Origin of the sequence: Pedobacter sp. AK017 (assembly GCF_014200825.1) — a bacterium.
In the GTDB taxonomy this organism is placed as follows: Bacteria; Bacteroidota; Bacteroidia; order Sphingobacteriales; family Sphingobacteriaceae; genus Pedobacter; species Pedobacter heparinus.
The window spans coordinates 242,964-263,062 of sequence record NZ_JACHCW010000005.1 but is presented as its reverse complement, the minus strand read 5'-3'; the positions used below and the strand labels follow the sequence as shown (position 1 = coordinate 263,062).

Below are 20,099 nucleotides of genomic sequence, written 5' to 3'. Positions count from 1 at the left end.
GGTTAAACAATATACAAAGGTTGCAAATGTAATTATATTAACTACATTTACAACCTTTAAAATAATTTATATGCGCTCTATCGCGATTAAGTGATTCACTTTTCTTACCATTCCAATAATGGCATCAGTTGCCTCAACTTCTACACTTTGGTTCATTTTAGTTAAACCTAAAGCTTGCATTGTTCTTTTCTGGCGCTCACTTCTGTCGATAATGCTTTTTACCTGGGTTATTTTGATCTTAGCCATAATATTATCCGTTAAAAACTTTATTTAAATCAACACCACGCTGTTGTGCAACAGTGTAAGCATCACGCATTTTAGTTAAAGCATCTACAGTTGCTTTTACCACGTTGTGAGGATTTGATGAACCTTTTGATTTTGCCAGTACGTTATGTACTCCAGCACTCTCTAATACAGCACGCATCGCACCACCAGCAATAACTCCGGTACCTACAGCTGCAGGTTTGATCAATACAAAACCTCCAGAAAATTTACCGATTTGCTCGTGAGGAACAGTACCATTCAACAAAGGAACTTTTACCAGGTTCTTTTTAGCATCATCAATGCCTTTTGCAATTGCTTCTGTTACCTCTTTTGCTTTACCCAATCCGTATCCAACGATTCCGTTCTCATCTCCAACAACTACGATTGCTGAGAAGCTGAAAGTACGACCACCTTTGGTTACTTTGGCTACGCGTTGTATGCTAACTAAACGATCTTTTAATTCGATCTCGCTAGTCTTAACTCTTTTTATATTGATAGTTGACATTCTTATCTAATTTTCAGATTAAAATTCTAAACCAGCTTCGCGGGCACCATCTGCCAGCGATTTAACGCGACCATGGTATAAATAGCCATTTCTATCGAAAACAACTTGTTTAATACCTGCTGCGATAGCTTTTTCAGCTACTAATTTACCTACGGCAACTGATTGCTCAGATTTATTGCCTGTACCTGAAAAATCTTTAGATAAAGATGAAGCTGATACAATTGTGCTACCGGTTACATCGTTAATAATTTGAGCATAAATCCCTTTATTGCTTCTATAAACCGATAAACGTGGACGGCTTTCAGAACCTGTTAATCTTTTTCTGATGCCTTTTTTTATACGATCTCTACGAGATAATTTTTTCCCTGCCATGATGATTATTTTTTAGAAGCTGATTTACCTGCTTTTCTTCTTAACACTTCGCCTACAAACTTGATACCTTTACCTTTATATGGTTCCGGTGCACGTAACGAACGGATCTTCGCTGCTACCTGTCCTATCAATTGTTTGTCAATACTTTCTAAAATGATTTTAGGTGTCTGACCTTTTTCTGAGGTTGTGGTCACCTTAATCTCTTCCGGCAACTGGAAAACATAATGGTGAGAATAACCTAAAACAAGATCCAGTGTATTTCCCTGGTTTGTAGCGCGGTAACCCACACCTACTAATTCCTGTTGAATTTTATAACCTTCTGTTACACCAACAACCATATTATTGATCAAAGCACGGTATAAACCATGTAATGCTTTGTGTCTTTTTTGCTCTGACGGACGTTGTACTGTTAACACGCCATCTTCCTGACTTACAGTGATATCTGAATCTACTGCTTGAGTTAATTCTCCCTTAGGGCCTTTAACAGTTACTACGTTATCTTTAGAAACGGTAATCGTTACACCTGCAGGTACATTAATTGGGGCTTTTCCTACTCTTGACATTTTGCTATCCTCCTTTAATTAATAAACGTGACACAAAACTTCGCCACCAATGTTTAGTTTAGCAGCCTCTTTATCGGTCATAACACCCTTAGATGTAGATAAAATTGCAATACCTAAACCATTTAATACTCTTGGCATATTATCCACACCGGCATATTGCCTTAAACCTGGTTTGCTAATACGTGTTAACGTACGGATCGCCGGGATTTTAGTGATCGCATTGTATTTCAATGCAATTTTAATAGTGCCTTGAGTTGTAGTATCCTCAAATTTGTAGTTAGCAATGTAACCTTTGTCAAAAAGTACTTTAGTAATTTCCTTTTTAAGGTTTGATGCAGGAATCTCTACAATTCTGTGATTTGCCTTTATGGCATTTCTTACTCTTGTAAGATAATCTGCTATTGGATCTGTATTCATTTTTATATAATTGTGATAGTGGTTTCCTTTCCGACCTATTCGGAACGACCTGCCATCGGTTAATTCTTTTATTTGCAGTTTAAGGAATTGAACCTTAAACACATCAGCTGTTTACCAGCTTGCTTTTCTTACCCCAGGTATTTTACCTGCCAAAGCCATATCACGGAACAATACCCTTGATATACCGAAAGTACGCATGTAACCACGAGGACGGCCAGTTAATTTACAACGGTTGTGCAAACGTACAGCCGATGAGTTTTTTGGTAACTTGTCTAATCCTTCATAGTCTCCGGCAGCTTTAAGTTCTGCACGTTTCTCTGCATACTTAGCAACCAGCTTCTGGCGCTTAATTTCGCGAGCTTTTACACCTTCTTTTGCCATTATTGCTCTGTTTTTTGATTTTTAAATGGTAACCCAAATTGTTTTAAAAGTTCCAATGCCTCAACATCTGTAGTCGCAGTGGTTACAAAAGTAATGTCCATACCTAAAATCTTGCTGATCTTATCTATGTTGATCTCAGGGAAGATGATCTGCTCAGTTACACCTAAAGTGTAATTTCCTTTTCCATCGAAACCTTTATCGTTGATACCTTTGAAGTCACGGATACGTGGCAAAGCTACAGAAATTAAACGATCTAAGAACTCATACATGTTGTTATCACGTAAAGTTACACGTACACCAACCGGCATACCTTTACGCAATTTAAAGTTTGAGATATCTTTTTTAGATTTTGCGCCAACTGCTTGCTGACCTGAGATCGTGGTCATCTCTAAAATAGAGCTGTCCATAATCTTTTTGTCAGTTACAGAGAAACGACCAACCCCCTGGTTGATAGCAATCTTCTCTAACTTAGGAACCTGCATAACGCTTTTGTAATTGAACTTATCTTTAAGTGCAGTTACAATTTCCTCTTTATATTTACTTTTTAATCTTGGTACGTAAGCCATTATTTGATCTCCTCTCCTGATTTTTTAGATACCCTAACTAATTTCCCATCAGCATTAAGCTTTCTGCCAACGCGTGTAGTTGCTCCTGTCTTAGGGTCAATTAACGCCACGTTAGAAATATGAAGAGCAGCCTCTTTCTTAATGATACCACCATTAGGGGTAGCAGCATTTGGTTTTGTATGTTTTGATACAAGGTTAACACCTTCTACAAGTACTCTGCTTTTAGAAATTAATACTGAAAGCACAGTGCCTTGCTGACCTTTTGAATCTCCGGCTATAACCTTTACTAAATCACCTTTACGGATTTTTATTTTTGGTGTAGTTACTTTATTTTTCATTTTATAATACCTCCGGTGCTAATGATACAATTTTCATGAATTGTTTTTCACGCAGTTCTCTTGCTACCGGGCCAAAAATACGTGTACCGCGCGGCTCATCTTGTGCATTTAATAATACTGCTGCATTGTCGTCGAAACGGATATAAGAACCATCTTTACGTCTGATCTCTTTCTTTGTTCTTACTACAACTGCTTTAGAAACTGTTCCTTTCTTGATGTTTCCGGAAGGCAAAGCACTCTTAACGGTAACAACGATCTTGTCACCAATAGAAGCATAACGCTTTCCAGTACCACCAAGTACACGGATAACCAATACTTCTTTTGCGCCGCTATTGTCGGCTACGTTTAATCTTGATTCCTGTTGTACCATGTTATTTAGCCCTTTCTAAAATTTGCACTAATCTCCAGTTCTTGTTTTTACTCAGCGGACGAGTCTCCATGATCAGTACTGTATCACCAATACCGCAATCGTTTTTCTCGTCATGAGCCATAAATTTGGTAGTTTTCTTAACAAACTTACCATAGATCGGGTGTTTCACTTTACGTTCTACCGCTACAACAATAGATTTTTCCATCTTGTTGCTTACCACCAACCCGGTTCTTGTTTTTCTTAATTGTCTTTCCATTTCGACTCTAAAGTTATTTAGTTTCAGTAGCAGACTGAGCTTTACGCTTAGTCACTTCAGTATTTAATCGGGCAATATTTCTCCTAACCTTGCTAATGCGGCTTGGGTTCTCTATAGCCGAAATTGTATGCGCAAACTTTAACTTTACTAAGTTTTCTGTCTCTTCTGCAATCCTGGCTACTAGCTCTTCTTGTGAAAGCCCTGTAATTTCTGAGTTCTTCATTTTATTAATTTTTATATTGTGGGTCCAGCGGTTATAATAACAAGTTACTTACAACATTCAACCCATCCCTTATTATGCTTCTACGTAATCTCTACGTACTACAAATTTTGTTTGGATCGGTAATTTCTGTGCGGCTAAACGCATGGCTTCTTTGGCAATTTCCAAAGGCACACCTTCAGCTTCAAAAATAATACGTCCGGGTCTAACAACAGCTACCCAATACTCAGGCGCACCTTTACCTTTACCCATACGTACCTCAGCAGGTTTCTTAGTTACCGGTTTGTCCGGGAATATCCTAATCCATACCTGACCTTCACGTTTCATGAAACGAGTTACCGCGATACGGGCTGCCTCTATCTGGCGACTGGTGATCCAGGTCGACTCTAGAGATTTGATCCCGAAAGATCCGAATGACAATTCAGCACCACGAGTTGCTAAACCTTTCATTCTGCCCTTTTGCATCTTTCTGAACTTCGTTCTTTTTGGCTGTAACATTTTATTCTAATATTATCGTTAAACGATCTGTTAACTAATTATTTACGAGGACCTCTGTTTTGAGAATTTCCACCTCTATTATCTCTTCCTGCACCCGGACCACCTTGACCAGGGCCTCTTCCGCCACGATTACCACCACCGCGGTTATCGTTTCTTCTGTCGCCACCGCCACGGTTATCCCTGTCTCTTCCACCACCGAAAGCACCTTCTGGTCTGCCACCTTTGCCAGGAGCATTGCTCGTTGCACCGATGTTTGGAGAAAGGTCACGTTTACCGTAAACTTCACCTTTACAGATCCATACTTTAACACCTATTTTTCCATAAGTAGTTAAAGCTTCTGCCAGCGCATAGTCAATATCTGCACGGAAAGTATGCAAAGGAATTCTTCCTTCTTTATACTGTTCACTACGAGCCATCTCAGCACCACCTAAACGACCAGAAGTCATAATTTTGATACCTTCAGCACCCATACGCATAGTTGATGCGATAGTAGATTTCATTGCTCTACGGAATGAGATCCTTGCTTCTAATTGTTTTGCAACACCTTCTGCTACTAATTGTGCATCAAGTTCAGGACGCTTAATCTCAAAAATGTTGATCTGAATTTCCTTTTTAGTCAATTTTTTCAACTCTTCTTTGATCTTGTCAACTTCCTGTCCTGCTTTACCAATCACAATACCCGGACGAGCTGTGTGGATCGTTACAGTGATACGTTTTAACGTACGCTCGATTACCACTTTAGCTACACCGCCTTTTGCGATACGTGCAGAAAGGTATTTTCTTATTTTTTCGTCCTCAACTAATTTATCAGCATAGTTGTTGCCACCGAACCAGTTAGAATCCCAACCCTTGATGATTCCTAACCTGTTACCTATTGGATGTGCTTTTTGTCCCATTTCTGTTAATTAGTTTGAGTTTCAACGTTTTTACTATCTACTATCAAAGTTACGTGGTTTGAACGCTTACGTATTCTGTAACCACGTCCTTGAGGTGCTGGTCTTAATCTTTTTAACTGACGACCACCGCCTACCATTATCGTTTTCACGTATAACTGGTTTTCTTCAGGGCGAGAACCTTCATTTTTTGTTTCCCAGTTTTTGATAGCCGATAATAATAGTTTCTCAACCCTTATTGCCGCATCTTTATTGGTAAACTTTAAAATATGTAAAGCTTTCTCAACACGCTCACCTCTGATAAGATCTACAACCAAACGCATTTTACGTGGTGAGGTTGGACAATTGTTTAATTTCGCTACTGCTTCCATCTCTTAATTATTTTTTCTTTTCAGAGTGACCCCTAAATGTTCTGGTTGGAGCAAACTCTCCCAGCTTATGACCAACCATGTTTTCTGTTACGTATACCGGTATAAATTTGTTACCGTTGTGTACTGCAAATGTATGACCCACAAAATCTGGTGAGATCATTGATCTGCGAGACCAAGTTTTAATTACAGACTTCTTGCCTGAATCATTCATAGAGACTACTTTCTTCTCTACGTTATGGTCAATATAAGGTCCTTTTTTAATCGAACGAGCCATTATTTCTTCCTTTTCTCTATGATGAAACGATTTGAGTATTTTTTAAGTTGACGGGTTTTAAATCCTTTCGAATAAACACCGTTCCTTGACCGGGGCTGACCTCCTGATGAGCGACCCTCACCACCACCCATAGGGTGATCTACCGGGTTCATTGCTACCGGACGTGTCCTCGGACGACGGCCTAACCAACGGTTACGACCAGCTTTACCTAATACTTCATTTGCATGATCTGAATTGGAAACAGCTCCTATCGTTGCCAAACAAGTAACTAAGATTGACCTTACTTCACCTGAAGGCATTTTTAATGTAGCATATTTACCGTCACGGGCAGCCAATTGTGCATAAGCACCGGCACTGCGCGCCAACTGAGCACCACGACCAGGATGAATCTCCACGTTGTGTACAATAGAACCCAAAGGAATATTGCTCAATTTCAATGTATTTCCTACTTCTGGAGTTGCAGTATCACCCGACACTACCTTTTGCCCAACTTGCAAACCTTCCGGTGCAATAATATAACGCTTCTCACCGTCTGCATAATGTAACAATGCAATACGAGCGGTACGGTTTGGATCGTACTCAACAGTAGCTACTGTTGCAGGAATATCAAATTTCTCACGTTTAAAATCAATTAAACGATAAGATTTCTTGTGACCACCACCCATATAGCGCATAGTCATCTTTCCTGTATTGTTACGTCCTCCCGATTTCTTAGAAGATACAACCAATGATTTTTCGGGCTTGGTTGCTGTAATCTCCGTAAAACTGGCACCTACTCTAAAGCGGGTTCCCGGAGTGACTGGTTTAAATTTTCTTAAGCCCATAGTTTATAAATAATTCAATTCTTATTAAATATTCGAGTAATAATCAATCGTTTCTCCTGCTGCCAGGGTTACAATCGCTTTCTTGTATTTCGGGCTACGTCCCGTAACTAATCCACCTTTAGTATTTCTGGACTTAACTTTACCATTTACAACCATTGTATTAATGGCTAAAATGTTTACGCCGTACATTTTCTCTATGGCTTGCTTAATCTGCAATTTATTTGCTTTGTGTTCTACTTTAAAAGTAAAGCGGTTAGACTTTTCTGTTAATGCAGAAGCTTTCTCTGTTAATATTGGTTTCTTTAAAAATTCCATATTACTTGGCAAATGCCTCCTCCAGTGTTTTAACAGAATCTGCAGTCAACAAAAGCTTGCCACAGTTCAATACATCATAAGTATTTAACTGATCTGCAGTAATCACTTTCACTTTCTGAATGTTTCTGCTTGATAAATAGATATTGTTATTTTGCGTAGGTAAAACCAACAATGTCTTTTCGTTAGTCAGATTTAATGCGCTAACCAAATTGATGTAGTTTTTAGTTTTGATCGTATCAAAAGTAAAATCTTCTAAAACCACTACGTTATTGTCCTTTGCTTTATAAGATAAAGCTGACTTACGTGCCAGTGATTTTAATTTCTTGTTCAATTTGAAGCTGTAATCACGTGGCTGAGGACCAAACACACGACCACCACCATTAAACAATGGAGATTTAATACTTCCGGCACGCGCACCACCAGTACCTTTTTGTTTATATAATTTACGGGTTGAACCAGCAATCTCATTACGTTGTTTAGACTTATGCGTTCCCTGACGTTGATTGGCCAGATATTGCTTAACATCTAAATAAATTGCGTGGTCAACAGGCGTTATGCCAAATACCGACTCAGGAAGCTGCACCTTGGCACCTGTCTCTTTTCCTGAAATGTTTAATACTTTAACTTCCATCTGCTTACTTATCTAAGATTACGTAAGAACCCTTAGCTCCTGGTACGGAACCACTAACTACAACCAGATTTTGATCAGCATAAACTTTCAAAACCTGTAAGTTCTGAACCTTTACCCTGTCACCACCCATTCTACCCGCCATACGCATACCTTTAAATACACGAGAAGGATACGAAGCAGCACCCAATGAACCTGGAGCACGCATCCTGTTGTGCTGTCCGTGAGTTTGCCCACCAACACCACCGAAACCATGACGTTTTACAACACCCTGGAATCCTTTACCTTTTGATGTACCAACTACATCAACAAAATCACCTTCGTTAAAGATGTTAACCGTTACCGTATCACCTAAGTTCAACGACTCTTCAAACGGCTCAAATTCAACCAGCTTACGTTTTGGTGTAGTTTTCGCTTTCGCAAAATGGCCTTTAAGCGGCATGGTAGTGTTCTTTTCTTTAGCTTCGTCGAAACTTAACTGAACTGAAACGTAACCGTCTTTCTCTTCGGTCTTTACCTGTGTTACAACACAAGGCCCAGCTTCGATCACCGTGCATGGTATATTCTTACCATCGGCGTCGAAAATGCTGGTCATTCCTACTTTTTTTCCAATAATACCTGACATTTTCTTTTTTTAATTTAACACCCATCGAAGCAGTAGGGCTTCGTTCAAGGTGGATACACATCCCCGTTAAGGGACGGCAAAAATAGGAAAGAAATCTTAATTTTCAAATAGTTAGCTAATTATTTTTTCAAATAAATGCTAAAAATTTGTTTTGATCGGGTAGCAAGCAATTAAAGTAAGTTTTATCCAACTAACTTATCACTTAAACTATATAAGATAATACACAAAACGAATAATCCGATCACAACATACAGATAATCCCGCTCAATCAGAAAGCTAAAAACTGAAAAAACCACCCGTGCAATAGGCGTAAAGATCAGCAAAACCGTTCCAAACTGCACAATTGCCGCACCATCCATCTTAGTCAGGCCATGAAGAATGGCTGCTATTGAAGAATAGCCAGACCTTCCCGGATTAAATTCCTTATAGTCAACTACCTGATTATGGTTAAAAAACAAGTAAATAAGCCCTCCTATAAGCACCACGCTCATTGATGCGATCACCCCAACACGCAACAGTGTCCCCAGAATGATCTGTATATCTTTGTCCGCAAAAAAATTCTTATTGCCTTTACTCATAATCTGCCCGATAAGCCATTATAAATCATTTGAAGTGCTAAAAAAGTAACCACCACTGCAAAAACCACCTTTAATTTATCTGTATTGGTCCTCACCAGAATCTTTGATCCGATTGTAGCCCCAAATAATACACCTATGGTTACAGGCATGGCAATCCCCGGATCAATCTGTCCGCGATGCAGGTAAACAATTGCACTTGCCGCTGCCGTAACCCCCATCATAAAATTGCTGGTGGTAGTCGAGACCTTAAAAGGGATCCGCATGATGTTATCCATAGCCACCACCTTCAGGGCGCCCGAGCCAATCCCCAGCAAACCTGAAATGATACCAGCCACAAACATCATTAAAAAACCACCCAGCACATTATGCACTGCATATTTTTTAACAGTTCCATCAACAGGGTAAGTGCCGTTCAATTTCAAGAAAACAGCCAGTTTGCCCGAAGTATCGTTATCAGAATGGTCTACTTTCTTCCTTACCATCATTACGGCAGAGAACAAAAGGATCAGTCCAAAAATAACAGCTATATAACTTGGATTGATAAATACAGTAACCACGGCTCCGATAATGGCGCTTATTGTAGTCGCTATTTCCAGAAACATCCCTATCCGTATATTCGTAATCCCTTCTTTAACATAAGCTGCCGCCGAACCCGATGAAGTCGCGATTACAGATATAATAGATGCACCAATAGCATAATGAATGTCAACGCCAAGCACAAGTGTTAACAGTGGAATAATGATCACCCCACCTCCAAGTCCTGTCAGTGAGCCAACCAGTCCGGCTAAAAAAGCCCCTGCCAAAACGATGATTGTAAAGAGTAATACCGACATTGCTACAAATATACTATCTACAGTCCGAACACAATAAAATTAAAATATCATTGTTAAATTAGACATAAACCAATATCCGATATGAAGAAAATTATATTCCCAGTTATTTCGGCTTTGATACTTAGCATAAGTGCCCAGGGCCAGATTACCCAGGATTCAGCTAGAGTTGATCCAAGTCTGAAAGGACAATACCAGCTCATACTTTCCAAATCAAAAACCCTGGATGGCTATAAATTGGTAAATCCAAACCGGATGTCATCCTTCTGGCAAAATGTAAGGGATACCCTGAGTACAGAACGCCGGCAATTGAGCTCAGCCACCCAAAAAATTGCCGAACAGGAAAAGAGCATAGCTGATTTAAAAACCCAGATCAGTGGAAAGGAAAGTTCTTTGGCCAGCACAAATGCCAAAGTAAATGAAATCAGCTTTTTAGGCATTTCCTTTACAAAAGGCACCTACAATACGATCGTATGGAGCCTCATCATTGGCCTGGCGGCAGCCCTGACTGTTGTGATATTAAGGTCGGCCAAACACATTCATGAAGCGAAGTACCGGAGTACATTATATGAAGAGATTTCTCAGGAATATCAGAGCTATAAAACCAAGGCAAACGATAAAGAAAAGAAACTTGCCCGCGAACTGCAGGATGAGCGCAACAAACTCGAAGAACTGAAAAGCCGGGGGCGATAAAAACTTAAACAATTAAAAAAGCCTTCCTCGATGATCTCGGGAAGGCTTTTTTGATACTTCAATATCGTTATACTTTGATTTCTACTTCAACACCGCTAGGCAATTCAAGTTTCATTAAAGCGTCTACTGTTTTTGAGTTAGAGCTATAAATATCTAACAAACGCTTATAAGCACACAATTGGAACTGCTCACGTGCTTTTTTGTTCACGTGTGGTGAACGCAAAACAGTGAAAATTTTCTTCTCTGTAGGCAAGGGAATTGGTCCGCTAACCACTGCACCTGTCGGCTTAACAGTTTTTACGATTTTCTCGGCAGACTTATCTACCAGATTATAATCGTAAGATTTTAATTTGATTCTGATTCTTTGGCTCATGATATATATGAATTAAAGCTGCCGGTTAGAGCTATTAATAACCGGCAGCAAGTTTATTTAAAAATTAATCTAATGATTTAACTTTTCCTTTTGATTTTGCAATCACCTCTTCCTGAACATTCTTAGGAGCTGGCTCATAATGATCAAACTCCATAGTAGAAGTTGCACGTCCCGAAGTAATGGTACGCAACTGGGTCACATAACCAAACATTTCCGAAAGTGGAACCAGGGCTTTAATAACCTGTGCACCGTTACGCGTGTCCATACCTTGCAGCTGACCACGACGACGGTTTAAGTCACCCATAACATCACCCATGTTCTCTTCTGGTGTAAGCACCTCAATTTTCATGATCGGCTCCATCAATACCGGCTTACATTTAGGTAAAGCCTCACGGAAAGCAGAGCGTGCCGCAATCTCAAAAGATAGCGCATCCGAATCGACCGCATGGAACGAACCATCGATCAAACGAACTTTCATATCTGGAAGCGGATAACCTGCAACAACACCGTTAGACATGGCTGCAGCAAAACCTTTCTCAACTGAAGGGATAAACTCACGCGGAATTGAACCACCTACAATCTCGTTTACGAATTGTAATCCACCTTTTTCGTAATCAGCATCAATAGGAGAAATGATCACCTGAATATCAGCAAATTTACCACGACCACCAGTTTGTTTCTTATAAGTTTCACGGTGCTGTGTAGTCCCTGTAATTGCTTCTTTATAAGCAACCTGAGGAGCTCCCTGGTTTACTTCTACTTTAAACTCACGTTTCAGACGATCGATAAGGATGTCCAGGTGAAGCTCACCCATACCTGAAATTACGGTCTGACCAGTTTCTTCATCAGTCTGAACCTTGAATGTAGGATCCTCTTCAGCTAGTTTACCTAAAGCAATACCTAATTTATCAACATCTGCCTGAGTTTTAGGCTCAATTGCCAAACCGATAACCGGATCAGGGAAATTCATAGATTCAAGGATGATCGGATTTTTCTCATCACAAAGTGTATCACCTGTTTTGATATCTTTAAATCCTACTACCGCAGCAATATCTCCGGCACCTACATTAGGAATCGGGTTTTGCTTGTTGGCGTGCATCTGGAAGATACGTGAAATACGCTCTTTGTTCTCAGAACGTGCATTGTATACATAAGAACCCGCTTCAAGATTACCTGAATAAACACGGATAAAGCATAAGCGACCAACAAAAGGATCTGTTGCAATTTTAAATGCTAAAGCTGCAAAAGGCTCTTTTTCATCTGGTTTACGTAAAACTTCTTCACCATTGTTTGGATTGGTACCTACAATACCTTCCTGATCCATAGGTGAAGGCAATAATTCCATCACATAATCAAGCATGGTCTGAACACCTTTATTTTTGAAAGATGAACCACAAACCATAGGTACAATTTTGGCATCCAAAACAGCCTGACGCAATGCATCTAAAACCTCACGTTCAGTGATCGTTTCAGGTGCATCGAAGAATTTCTCCATTAAAGATTCGTCGTATTCAGCTACCGATTCCAGTAATTTCTCTCTCCACTCCGCAACCTCGTCTAACATATCTTCCGGAATTGGCACTTCAGTAAAGGTCATACCTTTATCATGCTCATTCCAAACGATACCACGGTTGTTGATCAGATCCACCACACCTTTAAAGCTATCTTCAGCACCGATAGGCAATTGCAATGGAACTGCATTGCTACCTAACATACTTTTAACCTGTCCAACAACTTTTAAGAAATCAGCTCCTGAACGGTCCATTTTGTTTACGAAACCGATACGGGCAACATTATAATTGTTTGCCAAACGCCAGTTCGTTTCAGATTGAGGCTCAACACCATCAACTGCCGAAAACAAAAACACCAAACCATCCAATACACGTAATGAACGGTTTACCTCTACGGTAAAATCCACGTGACCCGGGGTATCAATAATATTGATGTGATAATCCTGTCCTCTGTATTTCCAGCCAACAGTAGTTGCTGCAGACGTGATAGTTATCCCGCGTTCCGCTTCCTGTACCATCCAGTCCATTGTAGATGCACCTTCGTGAACCTCACCAATTTTATGGTTTACACCGGCATAATAAAGAATACGCTCAGTAGTGGTGGTCTTACCCGCATCAATGTGCGCGGCAATACCAATATTTCTTGTAAATCTTAAATCTCTTGACATTTTATGATTCTATATGATTAGAAACGGAAATGAGAGAACGCTTTATTAGCTTCAGCCATTTTATGCGTATCTTCTTTTTTCTTAACCGCTGCACCTTCACCTTTAGCTGCTGAAACAATTTCACCTGCTAATTTTTCTTTCATTGTTTTTTCACCACGTTTGCGTGCATATGAAATTAACCATTTCATGCCCAATGCAATCTTGCGGTCAGGTCTTACCTCGGTAGGAACCTGGAAGTTTGCACCACCTACACGGCGTGATTTTACCTCAACAGCTGGCATCACGTTAGATAAAGCACGTTTCCACACTTCTAAACCATTTTCACCTGCTTTTTTCTCAGCAAGTTCAACAGCATCGTAAAAAATAGAATAAGCGATAGATTTTTTTCCATCAAACATCATATTGTTTACAAACCTTGTTACCTGAACGTCGTTAAATTTTGGATCAGGAAGGATAATTCTCTTTTTTGGTTTTGACTTTCTCATTTTTCTTTCCTCCTAATTATTTCTTTTTACCTTTTGCAGGAGCCGCAGCTACTTGTCCTGGTTTAGGGCGTTTAGTACCATATTTTGAACGACGTTGGTTACGACCCGCAACACCTGAAGTATCTAATGCTCCACGGATGATGTGATAACGTACACCTGGTAAATCTTTAACACGACCACCACGGATCAATACGATCGAGTGCTCCTGTAAGTTGTGACCTTCTCCAGGGATGTAAGCGTTAACCTCTTTACCATTGGTTAAACGTACACGTGCAACTTTACGCATTGCTGAGTTTGGTTTTTTAGGGGTAGTGGTATATACACGTGTACATACACCTCTTCGCTGTGGACAGCTGTCCAACGCCGGAGACTTACTCTTGAACTCCAGTGCTACTCTACCTTTTCTAACTAATTGTTGAATGGTTGGCATTGTTCCTTTTTTACTTTTTTATTTATGTTTAAAAACTATACCCCTCAATAAGGGACTGCAAAGGTAAGACAATACATTTTATAAATCAAGGGGTTAACAGAAATTTAATCCCTTAAAAAACAAAGGCATAATTACTATGGGGTAAAAATGAATCCAAAACCAACAAAATCTGCCTCTGTCTGGTGTATATATATTTTAGCCTGAACGGCTGCCCAGTCCAGTACATTGTATTTCAATCCGGGCGTCCAGTAGGTTTTATTTTCCATTAAACTGTTATAATGCAGGTAATACCCATATTTAACCATCAGGCCCAGCCTGCCCATCCATAAATCCGGACCCACCGCCAGGCCTATACGCCACCTGTCAAAAGAACTGGCTTTCGACTGAAAAGTCTCTACATTTCGTAACGGATCATAAATGGTATGGTAGTAAACAGCATCAACTCCTGCCCCAAAGCCTAAAACAGTATTCAACCGATAATTGTACCCTGCGTATAAGCCTGTTTTATATAAACCATCCTTACTCCTGTAAACCCCACGACGCCCAATATTAATCCCAATATCTATACTGTGCTTCTTATAATCCATTGGTTTTCTCCAGGAAGCCGTATCCCGGTCCAAACTGCTTTTCAAAGATTGAACCAGTCCAAAACTCACGCTGCTTATATTCATTCCATTATTCGGCACCCGGGTTCCCCCATTCGAAAAATGAAGAATATCCAGGCCTGCCGCCAGTTTTGTAGACGGGCCAATACGTGTAGCCAGCTTTAACGCAATCCTCGAAGAAAAATTCAGGTGGCTTCCCACCAGCACATTCTGATTGGTAAACCAGGTTTCCCCCAAATACCCCATTCCTAGTCCTGGTGTAACAAACAGTTCTGTACTTTTTGTTTTAAACAGCGAAAAATTAAGCGCAGCAATCAAAGCATAAGAATCTCCAAATCTACGAGGTCTCGGATCCGAGACCATCACAATATCACCCATATTCTTATAATTGAATACCAGGTCAAGACTCTTTAAATTCAACATTTTCATCCATGGCCTCGGATGGGCAATGGTGCTCATATGATAAATCAGCTCACCACCATAAGCCGTTCCCGTCAATTTATTCTGGGCTGTAAATACACCCAGCGATACCTGAGGAGAAAACTCTATACTATTTCTGCTGTCGGCTGTTTCCTGGGCATGCAAATCCCCCGCAACCATTAAAAAACTTAAAAATAAAACAAGAATATAGGCTTTACTTGATTTTCGAATGCTCATTTTAAATTTAGCTGGTTCAAACATGGATTTTAATGAAAAGTGTTCAGGTATAACTTCTCTACCTTTTTACGTGCCCAGTCGGTCTTCCTTAAAAATTTCAGGCTGGAGTTCATAGTTGGATTATTGTTAAAACAGGCAATGCGGACCAGTTGCCCCAGCTCCTCCCATCCATAATGCCATACCAGCTGCTTCAATATAAATTCCAGCGTTTTACCATGTAGTGGATTATTTGCCTGTTCCTGTACTGCCATAGCGCAAAAATAATAAGAATAACTAGATTTGTATAAAAAACAATCCCAACGTACCATGAATTTAAAATTAGGTGATTTTGTTCGTTTTGTAGACGAGAACATTGAAGGATACATTACCAGGATAATCGATAAGGACACCATTGGCGTAACAGACACCAACGATTTTGAAATACCTGTACTGGCCTCTAAAGTAACATTGGTACATGGCGACGTCCATGACAATGATGTGGTCAGCAATAAACCTGCTCCTGCCGTTCCTGAAGCAGAATTTAAAAAAGAAGGGATTTATCTCGCCCTTGTAACAGACCAGCACAGCAGCTCTGTCGCCCACTTCCACCTGATCAATGAAACTTCCTACCAGCTCCTCACCAGTCTGACAACCGAAAAACAAGGTGCCTTTAAAGGAGAATTTGCCGGCATTGTCGCGCCAAACACCACAAAAAAGATCTACTCCGCCCAACTGGGTGATATACAGCTCTGGCCAAAGTTCCGATTGGAGATATTAAGCAGTACTACCGCAAATGTGGAACCAAAAGCACCCATCATTTTTAACAAAAACATTAAAGGGAAAGACCTTTCTGTCGCCAAGCAGGAGATCACATTACTTAAACAAAAAGGATGGTTAATCAGTCTGGAGGAACCTGAATCGATTATTGATGCTGAAAAGTTAAAGGCAAGCTTTTTTAAATAACGCTAAAATTCCAATCTAACACATTTCTTTATTCCCTGTATAAAACAAAAATTACCTTCTCTGAAGGCACATCATTTTTATGCGCCCTTCAGCGCCTTAAAAATCAGTGCATGAAGAGAATGGTTATTTTTGGAAAGAGATCGGCACTACCTTCCTTTGTTCCGGCGGCAACTTTAACCAGGTATGATAGGCTTTAACGGTATATAAATCATAATTAAACGGGCGTTCACTTTTAACCAGTTCTTCAGGTGGCCTGTACATGGCCATAAAATCTTTCAGCTCCTGTCCCTTAAGCTTTACCAGATCACTTACATAAGCCTCTGTAAAAACTTCATTGATCTCTGCCTGGAAACGGTCACGCTCTTCCAGCACCCTGATCTTTTCCTGCTGCCGTTTATATTTCCCATAGCCCAGGTTAAACAACAAGCCCCCTGCCCTGTCGTTGTTCCCTTTACCCCGAAGCCCATCCGGAGCTAGACGTTTATAGGGTCTGGCCAAAGGATCTGGAGATAAAATAGATGGGTTTATTTTTGAACCAACAATCTCTACTTCTTTTAAAGCGGTTGAATTCCCAGGAAGATATATGGTTTTTGGCGAAAGGTTGATCAGGAATAAAGTATCCGTATGATAGCCCATTAACGAAAACTCGAGCAGATCGCCCATTTTAGCAGTGATATTGAACTGGCCTGCTGCTTTGGTTAAAGTTAGCTGATTGTTGCTTAAGTTTCTGACTTTTACATTCTGCAACGGAAAAGTATTGTTGTCAAAATCGAATACTGTTCCCGAAACAGAACTTTGTGCCATTAACCAAAGTGGCGCAACCAATATCAGCAACAGAAACAATTTTTTAAGCATACTCAAATGTAAGGCTGTTTAGCAGGTAAAATGATAATTTAACAAAAATTAACAAGAAAAGTTCAGCCTATTTTAAAACTGCAGCGTACTGATCCTCATTAAAGCTGATCAGCACGGGCTTGCCTCCAACTTCTATAACTGGCCGCTTAATTGCGCTATTGTGTTGCAATAAAACCTCAACAGCAGTCTTTTGATCTTTAACACTTTGCTGCAGTTCAGCACTTAAAGCCCTCCAGGTAGTACCCTTTTTATTTAAAACCTGCTCCCAGCCAAAAACCTTACACCATTCATTTAGTTTTTCCATACTGATGCCTTTCTTTTTGAAATCGTGGAACTCAGCATGGAAACCATTTTCTTCCAGCCAGGTCCTGGCTTTTTTTACCGTATTGCAATTGGGTATTCCATATATCATCATGTTTACAAAATTAGCATTTAAGTTCGTCACTTTTTTCTCCGGTTTCATCACATTTTAAAATTTGAATCCGGTAGTCTTTGTACTATTGCAATACATATAAATATAAACCAATATCTTAAAAAGGTGATAAACCAATTGGCGATGAAATCAAAAGATCTTTCAAAAATTGAATTCTGGATTGCTACAGGCCTTTACGGCTTCGCTATCCTTTCGCTGATCTCCAACTCCGGAGACCGAGCCCAAAACCATACCGCATACCGAATGAAAGACGCAGGCATGCAATATGCTTACCTCTACAATTACCTGCTTCCCGAATTGTTCCGCTTTTCTATGCTGTACTTCAGCTTTTTACTTTTAAACTTTTGCATTCTGCCTACCTTGTTTAAACCAAAAGACAGGATGCTGGCCATAGTCATTTTAATTTGCCTGTTCCTGGTAACCGGATTGGTGACCAGTGTAACCTATACTTACAGCAAGGCATACCTGTTTGCTGATTTCAATACATTAAATGAAGCCTATCACTATTTTTTCCTCGAAGGGTTCAGTTATGCCGTATGGTTAATCCTGGTCATCAGCATTTACGCAGCCCTTAAAAAACTGATCCTTTACTTTAACGATAAAAACAACCGCCAGTACGATCCCAATAACCGCATGAAGCTCGAGGCTGCATTTGGCGGCGCATTCTGGTTTGTAGGCCTGCTCCTGCTGATTGCAACATCCTCCCCTTTTGGTGTAATGTTATGCTGGACACTGGTTAGCTGTGCTACCGTTTGCATCATCATCTTTTCCATTTATTACCTCATTCCTCAGGTAAAACGTGAAGGCAAGGCCTTTCGCCACTATTTTTGGAAAATATGTTTAATTGCTATCCTATCCAGTGTGCCACTGGTCCTGCTCGCACTCCTGTATAATAACCGTGCGGAAATGGCTGTAGCAGTTATTGCCTTTCATGTTCCTACCCAACTGATCATCAGTACATCCCTATCCTGGTTTATTTACAAAAAACGCAGTGCCACCCATGCAGAACTGACCAGTTTAAAAACAGAACTCGGCCGCTCAGATGCCAGTTTAAGTTTCCTCCGTTCACAAATCAATCCGCATTTCTTATTCAATGCACTAAATACCCTGTATGGAACTGCTTTACAGGAAAAAGCCGAACGCACAGGAGAAGGCATACAAAAACTGGGCGACATGATGCGTTTCATGCTACAGGAAAACCTTCAGGATAAAATTTCTTTAACGCGCGATATAGACTACCTTAACAATTACATTGCCCTCCAAAAACTCAGGACTTCCCCTTCATCCTCAATAGTGATCGAAACCCAGATTGATGAGCAGTTAAACAATCTTGTCATTGCCCCGATGCTTTTGATCCCCTTTGTAGAGAATGCATTTAAACACGGGATCAGTCTGCAGGAGCCATCCCATATAAAAATCACTTTGCAGACTAAAGAAAGTACCCTATATTTTGATGTACAGAATTCCATCCATTTAAAAGGCGACAATGATCCGGAGAAACTGCAAAGCGGTATCGGCCTGCAAAACGTAAAACGCCGGCTAACACTGCTTTATCCAAATCAGCACGAACTCCTCATCCGTGAAAGCGCTACAACGTTTTTTATCCACCTTACCCTGCAATTACAAAGAAATAGTTAATTTTAAAAATGATTGCCATTGCAATAGACGACGAACCCATAGCTTTGGATGTAGTGGAATCCCATGCATCCAAAGTCCCTTTTATTGAATTAAAAGCCTGCTTTACAAATGCATTCGATGCCATTAGCTTTTTACAGCAAAACAAAACCGACCTGATCTTCCTGGACATTAAAATGCCGGATATTAATGGGATCGACTTCCTGAACAGCCTTAACAACCCGCCAATGGTCATTTTCACTACCGCCTACTCAGAACATGCGGTAAAAAGTTTCGAGCTCGATGCTGTAGATTACCTGTTAAAACCATTTTCCCTTTCCCGTTTTTTAAAAGCCTGCAATAAAGCTCAGGAACTTTATACCCTCCGAAACAACACTGAAGTTACAGATCCGGCATACATTTTCATTAAAGATGGTTATGAACAGATCAAAGTCCTGATCAATGACATTGAATATATCGAAGCCTCCGGAAATTATACCCAGATACACCTGAACGAGCAAAAGCTGCTCAGCACAAGAGTCCCCCTAAATGAAATGCTCCTGCTGCTCCCTGCAAAAAAATTCATCAGAACACACCGTGCCTTTATCATTTCAAGGGATAAGATCAGTAAGTTTGACCGCACTCAGGTATGGATAGGTAGTCAGATTATACCCATAGGTTCCACTTACGCACAATGTTTGCTAGATTTTTATTAATATTGTTGGCTATAAAAGATTTTGATCTT

General features: G+C 40.1%; 33 protein-coding genes. 4 read left to right on the top strand and 29 right to left on the bottom strand.

Annotated elements, in window-relative coordinates; translation table 11 throughout:
- Positions 1-66: 66 nt before the first annotated feature.
- The 21 genes from rpmD to HDC92_RS09160 all read right to left on the bottom strand — a co-directional run bounded on the left by rpmD (position 67) and on the right by HDC92_RS09160 (position 10,091).
- Positions 67-246 carry a 50S ribosomal protein L30 gene (gene rpmD / locus HDC92_RS09260; RefSeq protein ID WP_012780790.1) on the bottom strand — a complete coding sequence of 60 codons (180 nt, stop codon included), beginning with the start codon at positions 244-246 and terminating at the stop codon, positions 67-69.
- A gap of 4 nt (positions 247-250) precedes the next feature.
- Entirely contained in the window at positions 251-769 is a 519-nt protein-coding gene (rpsE, locus tag HDC92_RS09255) for a 30S ribosomal protein S5 (protein WP_008244566.1), read from the bottom strand.
- Between the two features lie 18 nt (positions 770-787).
- The gene (gene rplR, locus HDC92_RS09250) at positions 788-1,141 is read right to left on the bottom strand and encodes a 50S ribosomal protein L18 (protein WP_012780789.1); all 354 of its coding nucleotides are present in this window, start codon (positions 1,139-1,141) and stop codon (positions 788-790) included.
- A gap of 5 nt (positions 1,142-1,146) precedes the next feature.
- Positions 1,147-1,704: a 50S ribosomal protein L6 gene (gene rplF, locus HDC92_RS09245; protein WP_012780788.1), complete on the bottom strand. Its 558-nt coding sequence runs from the start codon at positions 1,702-1,704 to the stop codon at positions 1,147-1,149.
- Positions 1,705-1,722: 18 nt separating this feature from the next.
- Entirely contained in the window at positions 1,723-2,121 is a 399-nt protein-coding gene (gene rpsH, locus HDC92_RS09240; protein WP_012780787.1) for a 30S ribosomal protein S8, read from the bottom strand.
- A 111-nt stretch (positions 2,122-2,232) separates the two neighbouring features.
- On the bottom strand, positions 2,233-2,502 hold the full coding sequence (rpsN, locus tag HDC92_RS09235) for a 30S ribosomal protein S14 (RefSeq protein ID WP_012780786.1): 270 nt from the start codon (positions 2,500-2,502) through the stop codon (positions 2,233-2,235).
- The gene (gene rplE, locus HDC92_RS09230; protein WP_012780785.1) at positions 2,502-3,068 is read right to left on the bottom strand and encodes a 50S ribosomal protein L5; all 567 of its coding nucleotides are present in this window, start codon (positions 3,066-3,068) and stop codon (positions 2,502-2,504) included. Before rplE ends, rpsN begins: the two co-directional genes overlap by 1 nt.
- Positions 3,068-3,406, bottom strand: a complete 339-nt coding sequence (gene rplX / locus HDC92_RS09225; protein ID WP_221270943.1) for a 50S ribosomal protein L24 — start codon at positions 3,404-3,406, stop codon at positions 3,068-3,070. The genes rplE and rplX overlap by 1 nt, the downstream gene beginning before the upstream one ends.
- 1 nt (position 3,407) lies before the next feature.
- Positions 3,408-3,776, bottom strand: a complete 369-nt coding sequence (gene rplN, locus HDC92_RS09220) for a 50S ribosomal protein L14 (protein WP_008244575.1) — start codon at positions 3,774-3,776, stop codon at positions 3,408-3,410.
- A gap of 1 nt (position 3,777) precedes the next feature.
- Positions 3,778-4,032 (bottom strand): 30S ribosomal protein S17, encoded by a 255-nt coding sequence (gene rpsQ / locus HDC92_RS09215; RefSeq protein ID WP_012780783.1) that lies wholly within the window; start codon positions 4,030-4,032, stop codon positions 3,778-3,780.
- Between the two features lie 13 nt (positions 4,033-4,045).
- Complete coding sequence (rpmC, locus tag HDC92_RS09210) at positions 4,046-4,255, bottom strand: 50S ribosomal protein L29 (protein WP_012780782.1); 210 nt, start codon at positions 4,253-4,255, stop codon at positions 4,046-4,048.
- A gap of 72 nt (positions 4,256-4,327) precedes the next feature.
- On the bottom strand, positions 4,328-4,750 hold the full coding sequence (gene rplP / locus HDC92_RS09205) for a 50S ribosomal protein L16 (protein ID WP_008244578.1): 423 nt from the start codon (positions 4,748-4,750) through the stop codon (positions 4,328-4,330).
- Positions 4,751-4,788: 38 nt separating this feature from the next.
- Positions 4,789-5,646, bottom strand: a complete 858-nt coding sequence (gene rpsC / locus HDC92_RS09200; protein ID WP_012780781.1) for a 30S ribosomal protein S3 — start codon at positions 5,644-5,646, stop codon at positions 4,789-4,791.
- A 5-nt stretch (positions 5,647-5,651) separates the two neighbouring features.
- Complete coding sequence (gene rplV / locus HDC92_RS09195) at positions 5,652-6,014, bottom strand: 50S ribosomal protein L22 (RefSeq protein WP_012780780.1); 363 nt, start codon at positions 6,012-6,014, stop codon at positions 5,652-5,654.
- Positions 6,015-6,021: 7 nt separating this feature from the next.
- Positions 6,022-6,288 carry a 30S ribosomal protein S19 gene (gene rpsS, locus HDC92_RS09190; RefSeq protein WP_008244581.1) on the bottom strand — a complete coding sequence of 89 codons (267 nt, stop codon included), beginning with the start codon at positions 6,286-6,288 and terminating at the stop codon, positions 6,022-6,024.
- A complete protein-coding gene (rplB, locus tag HDC92_RS09185) occupies positions 6,288-7,112 on the bottom strand; it encodes a 50S ribosomal protein L2 (protein WP_012780779.1) in 825 nt (274 codons plus the stop codon). Before rplB ends, rpsS begins: the two co-directional genes overlap by 1 nt.
- 24 nt (positions 7,113-7,136) lie before the next feature.
- Positions 7,137-7,427: a 50S ribosomal protein L23 gene (rplW, locus tag HDC92_RS09180; protein WP_012780778.1), complete on the bottom strand. Its 291-nt coding sequence runs from the start codon at positions 7,425-7,427 to the stop codon at positions 7,137-7,139.
- Between the two features lies 1 nt (position 7,428).
- Positions 7,429-8,058 (bottom strand): 50S ribosomal protein L4, encoded by a 630-nt coding sequence (gene rplD / locus HDC92_RS09175; protein ID WP_012780777.1) that lies wholly within the window; start codon positions 8,056-8,058, stop codon positions 7,429-7,431.
- A 4-nt stretch (positions 8,059-8,062) separates the two neighbouring features.
- Complete coding sequence (gene rplC, locus HDC92_RS09170; protein ID WP_012780776.1) at positions 8,063-8,680, bottom strand: 50S ribosomal protein L3; 618 nt, start codon at positions 8,678-8,680, stop codon at positions 8,063-8,065.
- Between the two features lie 182 nt (positions 8,681-8,862).
- On the bottom strand, positions 8,863-9,258 hold the full coding sequence (locus HDC92_RS09165) for a DUF1634 domain-containing protein (protein WP_183873980.1): 396 nt from the start codon (positions 9,256-9,258) through the stop codon (positions 8,863-8,865).
- The gene (locus tag HDC92_RS09160; protein ID WP_012780774.1) at positions 9,255-10,091 is read right to left on the bottom strand and encodes a sulfite exporter TauE/SafE family protein; all 837 of its coding nucleotides are present in this window, start codon (positions 10,089-10,091) and stop codon (positions 9,255-9,257) included. Before HDC92_RS09160 ends, HDC92_RS09165 begins: the two co-directional genes overlap by 4 nt.
- 81 nt (positions 10,092-10,172) lie before the next feature.
- Between HDC92_RS09160 and HDC92_RS09155 the strand changes: the two genes are divergently transcribed.
- Complete coding sequence (locus HDC92_RS09155) at positions 10,173-10,781, top strand: hypothetical protein (protein WP_012780773.1); 609 nt, start codon at positions 10,173-10,175, stop codon at positions 10,779-10,781.
- A gap of 67 nt (positions 10,782-10,848) precedes the next feature.
- Here HDC92_RS09155 and rpsJ read toward each other — a convergent pair whose 3' ends face one another.
- From rpsJ to HDC92_RS09125, 6 genes are all read right to left on the bottom strand, one after another.
- Positions 10,849-11,154 carry a 30S ribosomal protein S10 gene (gene rpsJ / locus HDC92_RS09150; protein WP_008244591.1) on the bottom strand — a complete coding sequence of 102 codons (306 nt, stop codon included), beginning with the start codon at positions 11,152-11,154 and terminating at the stop codon, positions 10,849-10,851.
- A 64-nt stretch (positions 11,155-11,218) separates the two neighbouring features.
- Entirely contained in the window at positions 11,219-13,333 is a 2,115-nt protein-coding gene (gene fusA / locus HDC92_RS09145; RefSeq protein WP_012780772.1) for an elongation factor G, read from the bottom strand.
- A 17-nt stretch (positions 13,334-13,350) separates the two neighbouring features.
- Complete coding sequence (gene rpsG / locus HDC92_RS09140) at positions 13,351-13,818, bottom strand: 30S ribosomal protein S7 (RefSeq protein ID WP_012780771.1); 468 nt, start codon at positions 13,816-13,818, stop codon at positions 13,351-13,353.
- Between the two features lie 16 nt (positions 13,819-13,834).
- A complete protein-coding gene (gene rpsL / locus HDC92_RS09135; RefSeq protein ID WP_012780770.1) occupies positions 13,835-14,248 on the bottom strand; it encodes a 30S ribosomal protein S12 in 414 nt (137 codons plus the stop codon).
- Positions 14,249-14,382: 134 nt separating this feature from the next.
- Positions 14,383-15,510, bottom strand: a complete 1,128-nt coding sequence (locus tag HDC92_RS09130; protein ID WP_183873978.1) for an acyloxyacyl hydrolase — start codon at positions 15,508-15,510, stop codon at positions 14,383-14,385.
- Between the two features lie 29 nt (positions 15,511-15,539).
- Positions 15,540-15,761, bottom strand: a complete 222-nt coding sequence (locus tag HDC92_RS09125; protein ID WP_012780768.1) for a VF530 family DNA-binding protein — start codon at positions 15,759-15,761, stop codon at positions 15,540-15,542.
- Between the two features lie 55 nt (positions 15,762-15,816).
- Between HDC92_RS09125 and HDC92_RS09120 the strand changes: the two genes are divergently transcribed.
- Positions 15,817-16,452 carry a hypothetical protein gene (locus HDC92_RS09120; RefSeq protein WP_183873976.1) on the top strand — a complete coding sequence of 212 codons (636 nt, stop codon included), beginning with the start codon at positions 15,817-15,819 and terminating at the stop codon, positions 16,450-16,452.
- A gap of 123 nt (positions 16,453-16,575) precedes the next feature.
- Here HDC92_RS09120 and HDC92_RS09115 read toward each other — a convergent pair whose 3' ends face one another.
- Entirely contained in the window at positions 16,576-17,307 is a 732-nt protein-coding gene (locus HDC92_RS09115; RefSeq protein ID WP_012780766.1) for a hypothetical protein, read from the bottom strand.
- A 67-nt stretch (positions 17,308-17,374) separates the two neighbouring features.
- Positions 17,375-17,770, bottom strand: coding sequence for an arsenate reductase (locus tag HDC92_RS09110; RefSeq protein ID WP_255484496.1), 396 nt, complete (start codon positions 17,768-17,770; stop codon positions 17,375-17,377).
- A gap of 93 nt (positions 17,771-17,863) precedes the next feature.
- Here HDC92_RS09110 and HDC92_RS09105 point away from each other — a divergent pair, with 93 nt between their 5' ends.
- Both HDC92_RS09105 and HDC92_RS09100 read left to right on the top strand, forming a co-directional pair.
- On the top strand, positions 17,864-19,378 hold the full coding sequence (locus tag HDC92_RS09105; RefSeq protein WP_221270942.1) for a sensor histidine kinase: 1,515 nt from the start codon (positions 17,864-17,866) through the stop codon (positions 19,376-19,378).
- 8 nt (positions 19,379-19,386) lie between these two features.
- The gene (locus HDC92_RS09100) at positions 19,387-20,070 is read left to right on the top strand and encodes a LytR/AlgR family response regulator transcription factor (RefSeq protein ID WP_183873974.1); all 684 of its coding nucleotides are present in this window, start codon (positions 19,387-19,389) and stop codon (positions 20,068-20,070) included.
- The last annotated feature ends 29 nt before the right edge of the window (positions 20,071-20,099 follow it).

Coding starts and splice junctions, on each gene's coding strand:
- rpmC (WP_012780782.1), bottom strand. CDS start 4,255: ATGAAGAACTCAGAAATTACAGGGCTTTCACAAGAAGAGCTAGTAGCC.
- rpsQ (WP_012780783.1), bottom strand. CDS start 4,032: ATGGAAAGACAATTAAGAAAAACAAGAACCGGGTTGGTGGTAAGCAAC.
- HDC92_RS09110 (WP_255484496.1), bottom strand. CDS start 17,770: ATGAAACCGGAGAAAAAAGTGACGAACTTAAATGCTAATTTTGTAAAC.
- rpsG (WP_012780771.1), bottom strand. CDS start 13,818: ATGAGAAAGTCAAAACCAAAAAAGAGAATTATCCTTCCTGATCCAAAA.
- rplW (WP_012780778.1), bottom strand. CDS start 7,427: ATGGAATTTTTAAAGAAACCAATATTAACAGAGAAAGCTTCTGCATTA.
- HDC92_RS09125 (WP_012780768.1), bottom strand. CDS start 15,761: ATGGCAGTACAGGAACAGGCAAATAATCCACTACATGGTAAAACGCTG.
- rpsN (WP_012780786.1), bottom strand. CDS start 2,502: ATGGCAAAAGAAGGTGTAAAAGCTCGCGAAATTAAGCGCCAGAAGCTG.
- rplV (WP_012780780.1), bottom strand. CDS start 6,014: ATGGAAGCAGTAGCGAAATTAAACAATTGTCCAACCTCACCACGTAAA.
- rplP (WP_008244578.1), bottom strand. CDS start 4,750: ATGTTACAGCCAAAAAGAACGAAGTTCAGAAAGATGCAAAAGGGCAGA.
- rpsL (WP_012780770.1), bottom strand. CDS start 14,248: ATGCCAACCATTCAACAATTAGTTAGAAAAGGTAGAGTAGCACTGGAG.
- rplX (WP_221270943.1), bottom strand. CDS start 3,406: ATGAAAAATAAAGTAACTACACCAAAAATAAAAATCCGTAAAGGTGAT.
- HDC92_RS09160 (WP_012780774.1), bottom strand. CDS start 10,091: ATGTCGGTATTACTCTTTACAATCATCGTTTTGGCAGGGGCTTTTTTA.
- HDC92_RS09165 (WP_183873980.1), bottom strand. CDS start 9,258: ATGAGTAAAGGCAATAAGAATTTTTTTGCGGACAAAGATATACAGATC.
- HDC92_RS09120 (WP_183873976.1), top strand. CDS start 15,817: ATGAATTTAAAATTAGGTGATTTTGTTCGTTTTGTAGACGAGAACATT.
- rplF (WP_012780788.1), bottom strand. CDS start 1,704: ATGTCAAGAGTAGGAAAAGCCCCAATTAATGTACCTGCAGGTGTAACG.
- rplD (WP_012780777.1), bottom strand. CDS start 8,058: ATGGAAGTTAAAGTATTAAACATTTCAGGAAAAGAGACAGGTGCCAAG.
- rpmD (WP_012780790.1), bottom strand. CDS start 246: ATGGCTAAGATCAAAATAACCCAGGTAAAAAGCATTATCGACAGAAGT.
- HDC92_RS09105 (WP_221270942.1), top strand. CDS start 17,864: ATGAAATCAAAAGATCTTTCAAAAATTGAATTCTGGATTGCTACAGGC.
- rpsH (WP_012780787.1), bottom strand. CDS start 2,121: ATGAATACAGATCCAATAGCAGATTATCTTACAAGAGTAAGAAATGCC.
- rplB (WP_012780779.1), bottom strand. CDS start 7,112: ATGGGCTTAAGAAAATTTAAACCAGTCACTCCGGGAACCCGCTTTAGA.
- rpsE (WP_008244566.1), bottom strand. CDS start 769: ATGTCAACTATCAATATAAAAAGAGTTAAGACTAGCGAGATCGAATTA.
- rpsS (WP_008244581.1), bottom strand. CDS start 6,288: ATGGCTCGTTCGATTAAAAAAGGACCTTATATTGACCATAACGTAGAG.
- rpsC (WP_012780781.1), bottom strand. CDS start 5,646: ATGGGACAAAAAGCACATCCAATAGGTAACAGGTTAGGAATCATCAAG.
- rpsJ (WP_008244591.1), bottom strand. CDS start 11,154: ATGAGCCAAAGAATCAGAATCAAATTAAAATCTTACGATTATAATCTG.
- fusA (WP_012780772.1), bottom strand. CDS start 13,333: ATGTCAAGAGATTTAAGATTTACAAGAAATATTGGTATTGCCGCGCAC.
- HDC92_RS09130 (WP_183873978.1), bottom strand. CDS start 15,510: ATGAGCATTCGAAAATCAAGTAAAGCCTATATTCTTGTTTTATTTTTA.
- rplE (WP_012780785.1), bottom strand. CDS start 3,068: ATGGCTTACGTACCAAGATTAAAAAGTAAATATAAAGAGGAAATTGTA.
- HDC92_RS09100 (WP_183873974.1), top strand. CDS start 19,387: ATGATTGCCATTGCAATAGACGACGAACCCATAGCTTTGGATGTAGTG.
- HDC92_RS09155 (WP_012780773.1), top strand. CDS start 10,173: ATGAAGAAAATTATATTCCCAGTTATTTCGGCTTTGATACTTAGCATA.
- rplC (WP_012780776.1), bottom strand. CDS start 8,680: ATGTCAGGTATTATTGGAAAAAAAGTAGGAATGACCAGCATTTTCGAC.
- rplR (WP_012780789.1), bottom strand. CDS start 1,141: ATGGCAGGGAAAAAATTATCTCGTAGAGATCGTATAAAAAAAGGCATC.
- HDC92_RS09115 (WP_012780766.1), bottom strand. CDS start 17,307: ATGCTTAAAAAATTGTTTCTGTTGCTGATATTGGTTGCGCCACTTTGG.
- rplN (WP_008244575.1), bottom strand. CDS start 3,776: ATGGTACAACAGGAATCAAGATTAAACGTAGCCGACAATAGCGGCGCA.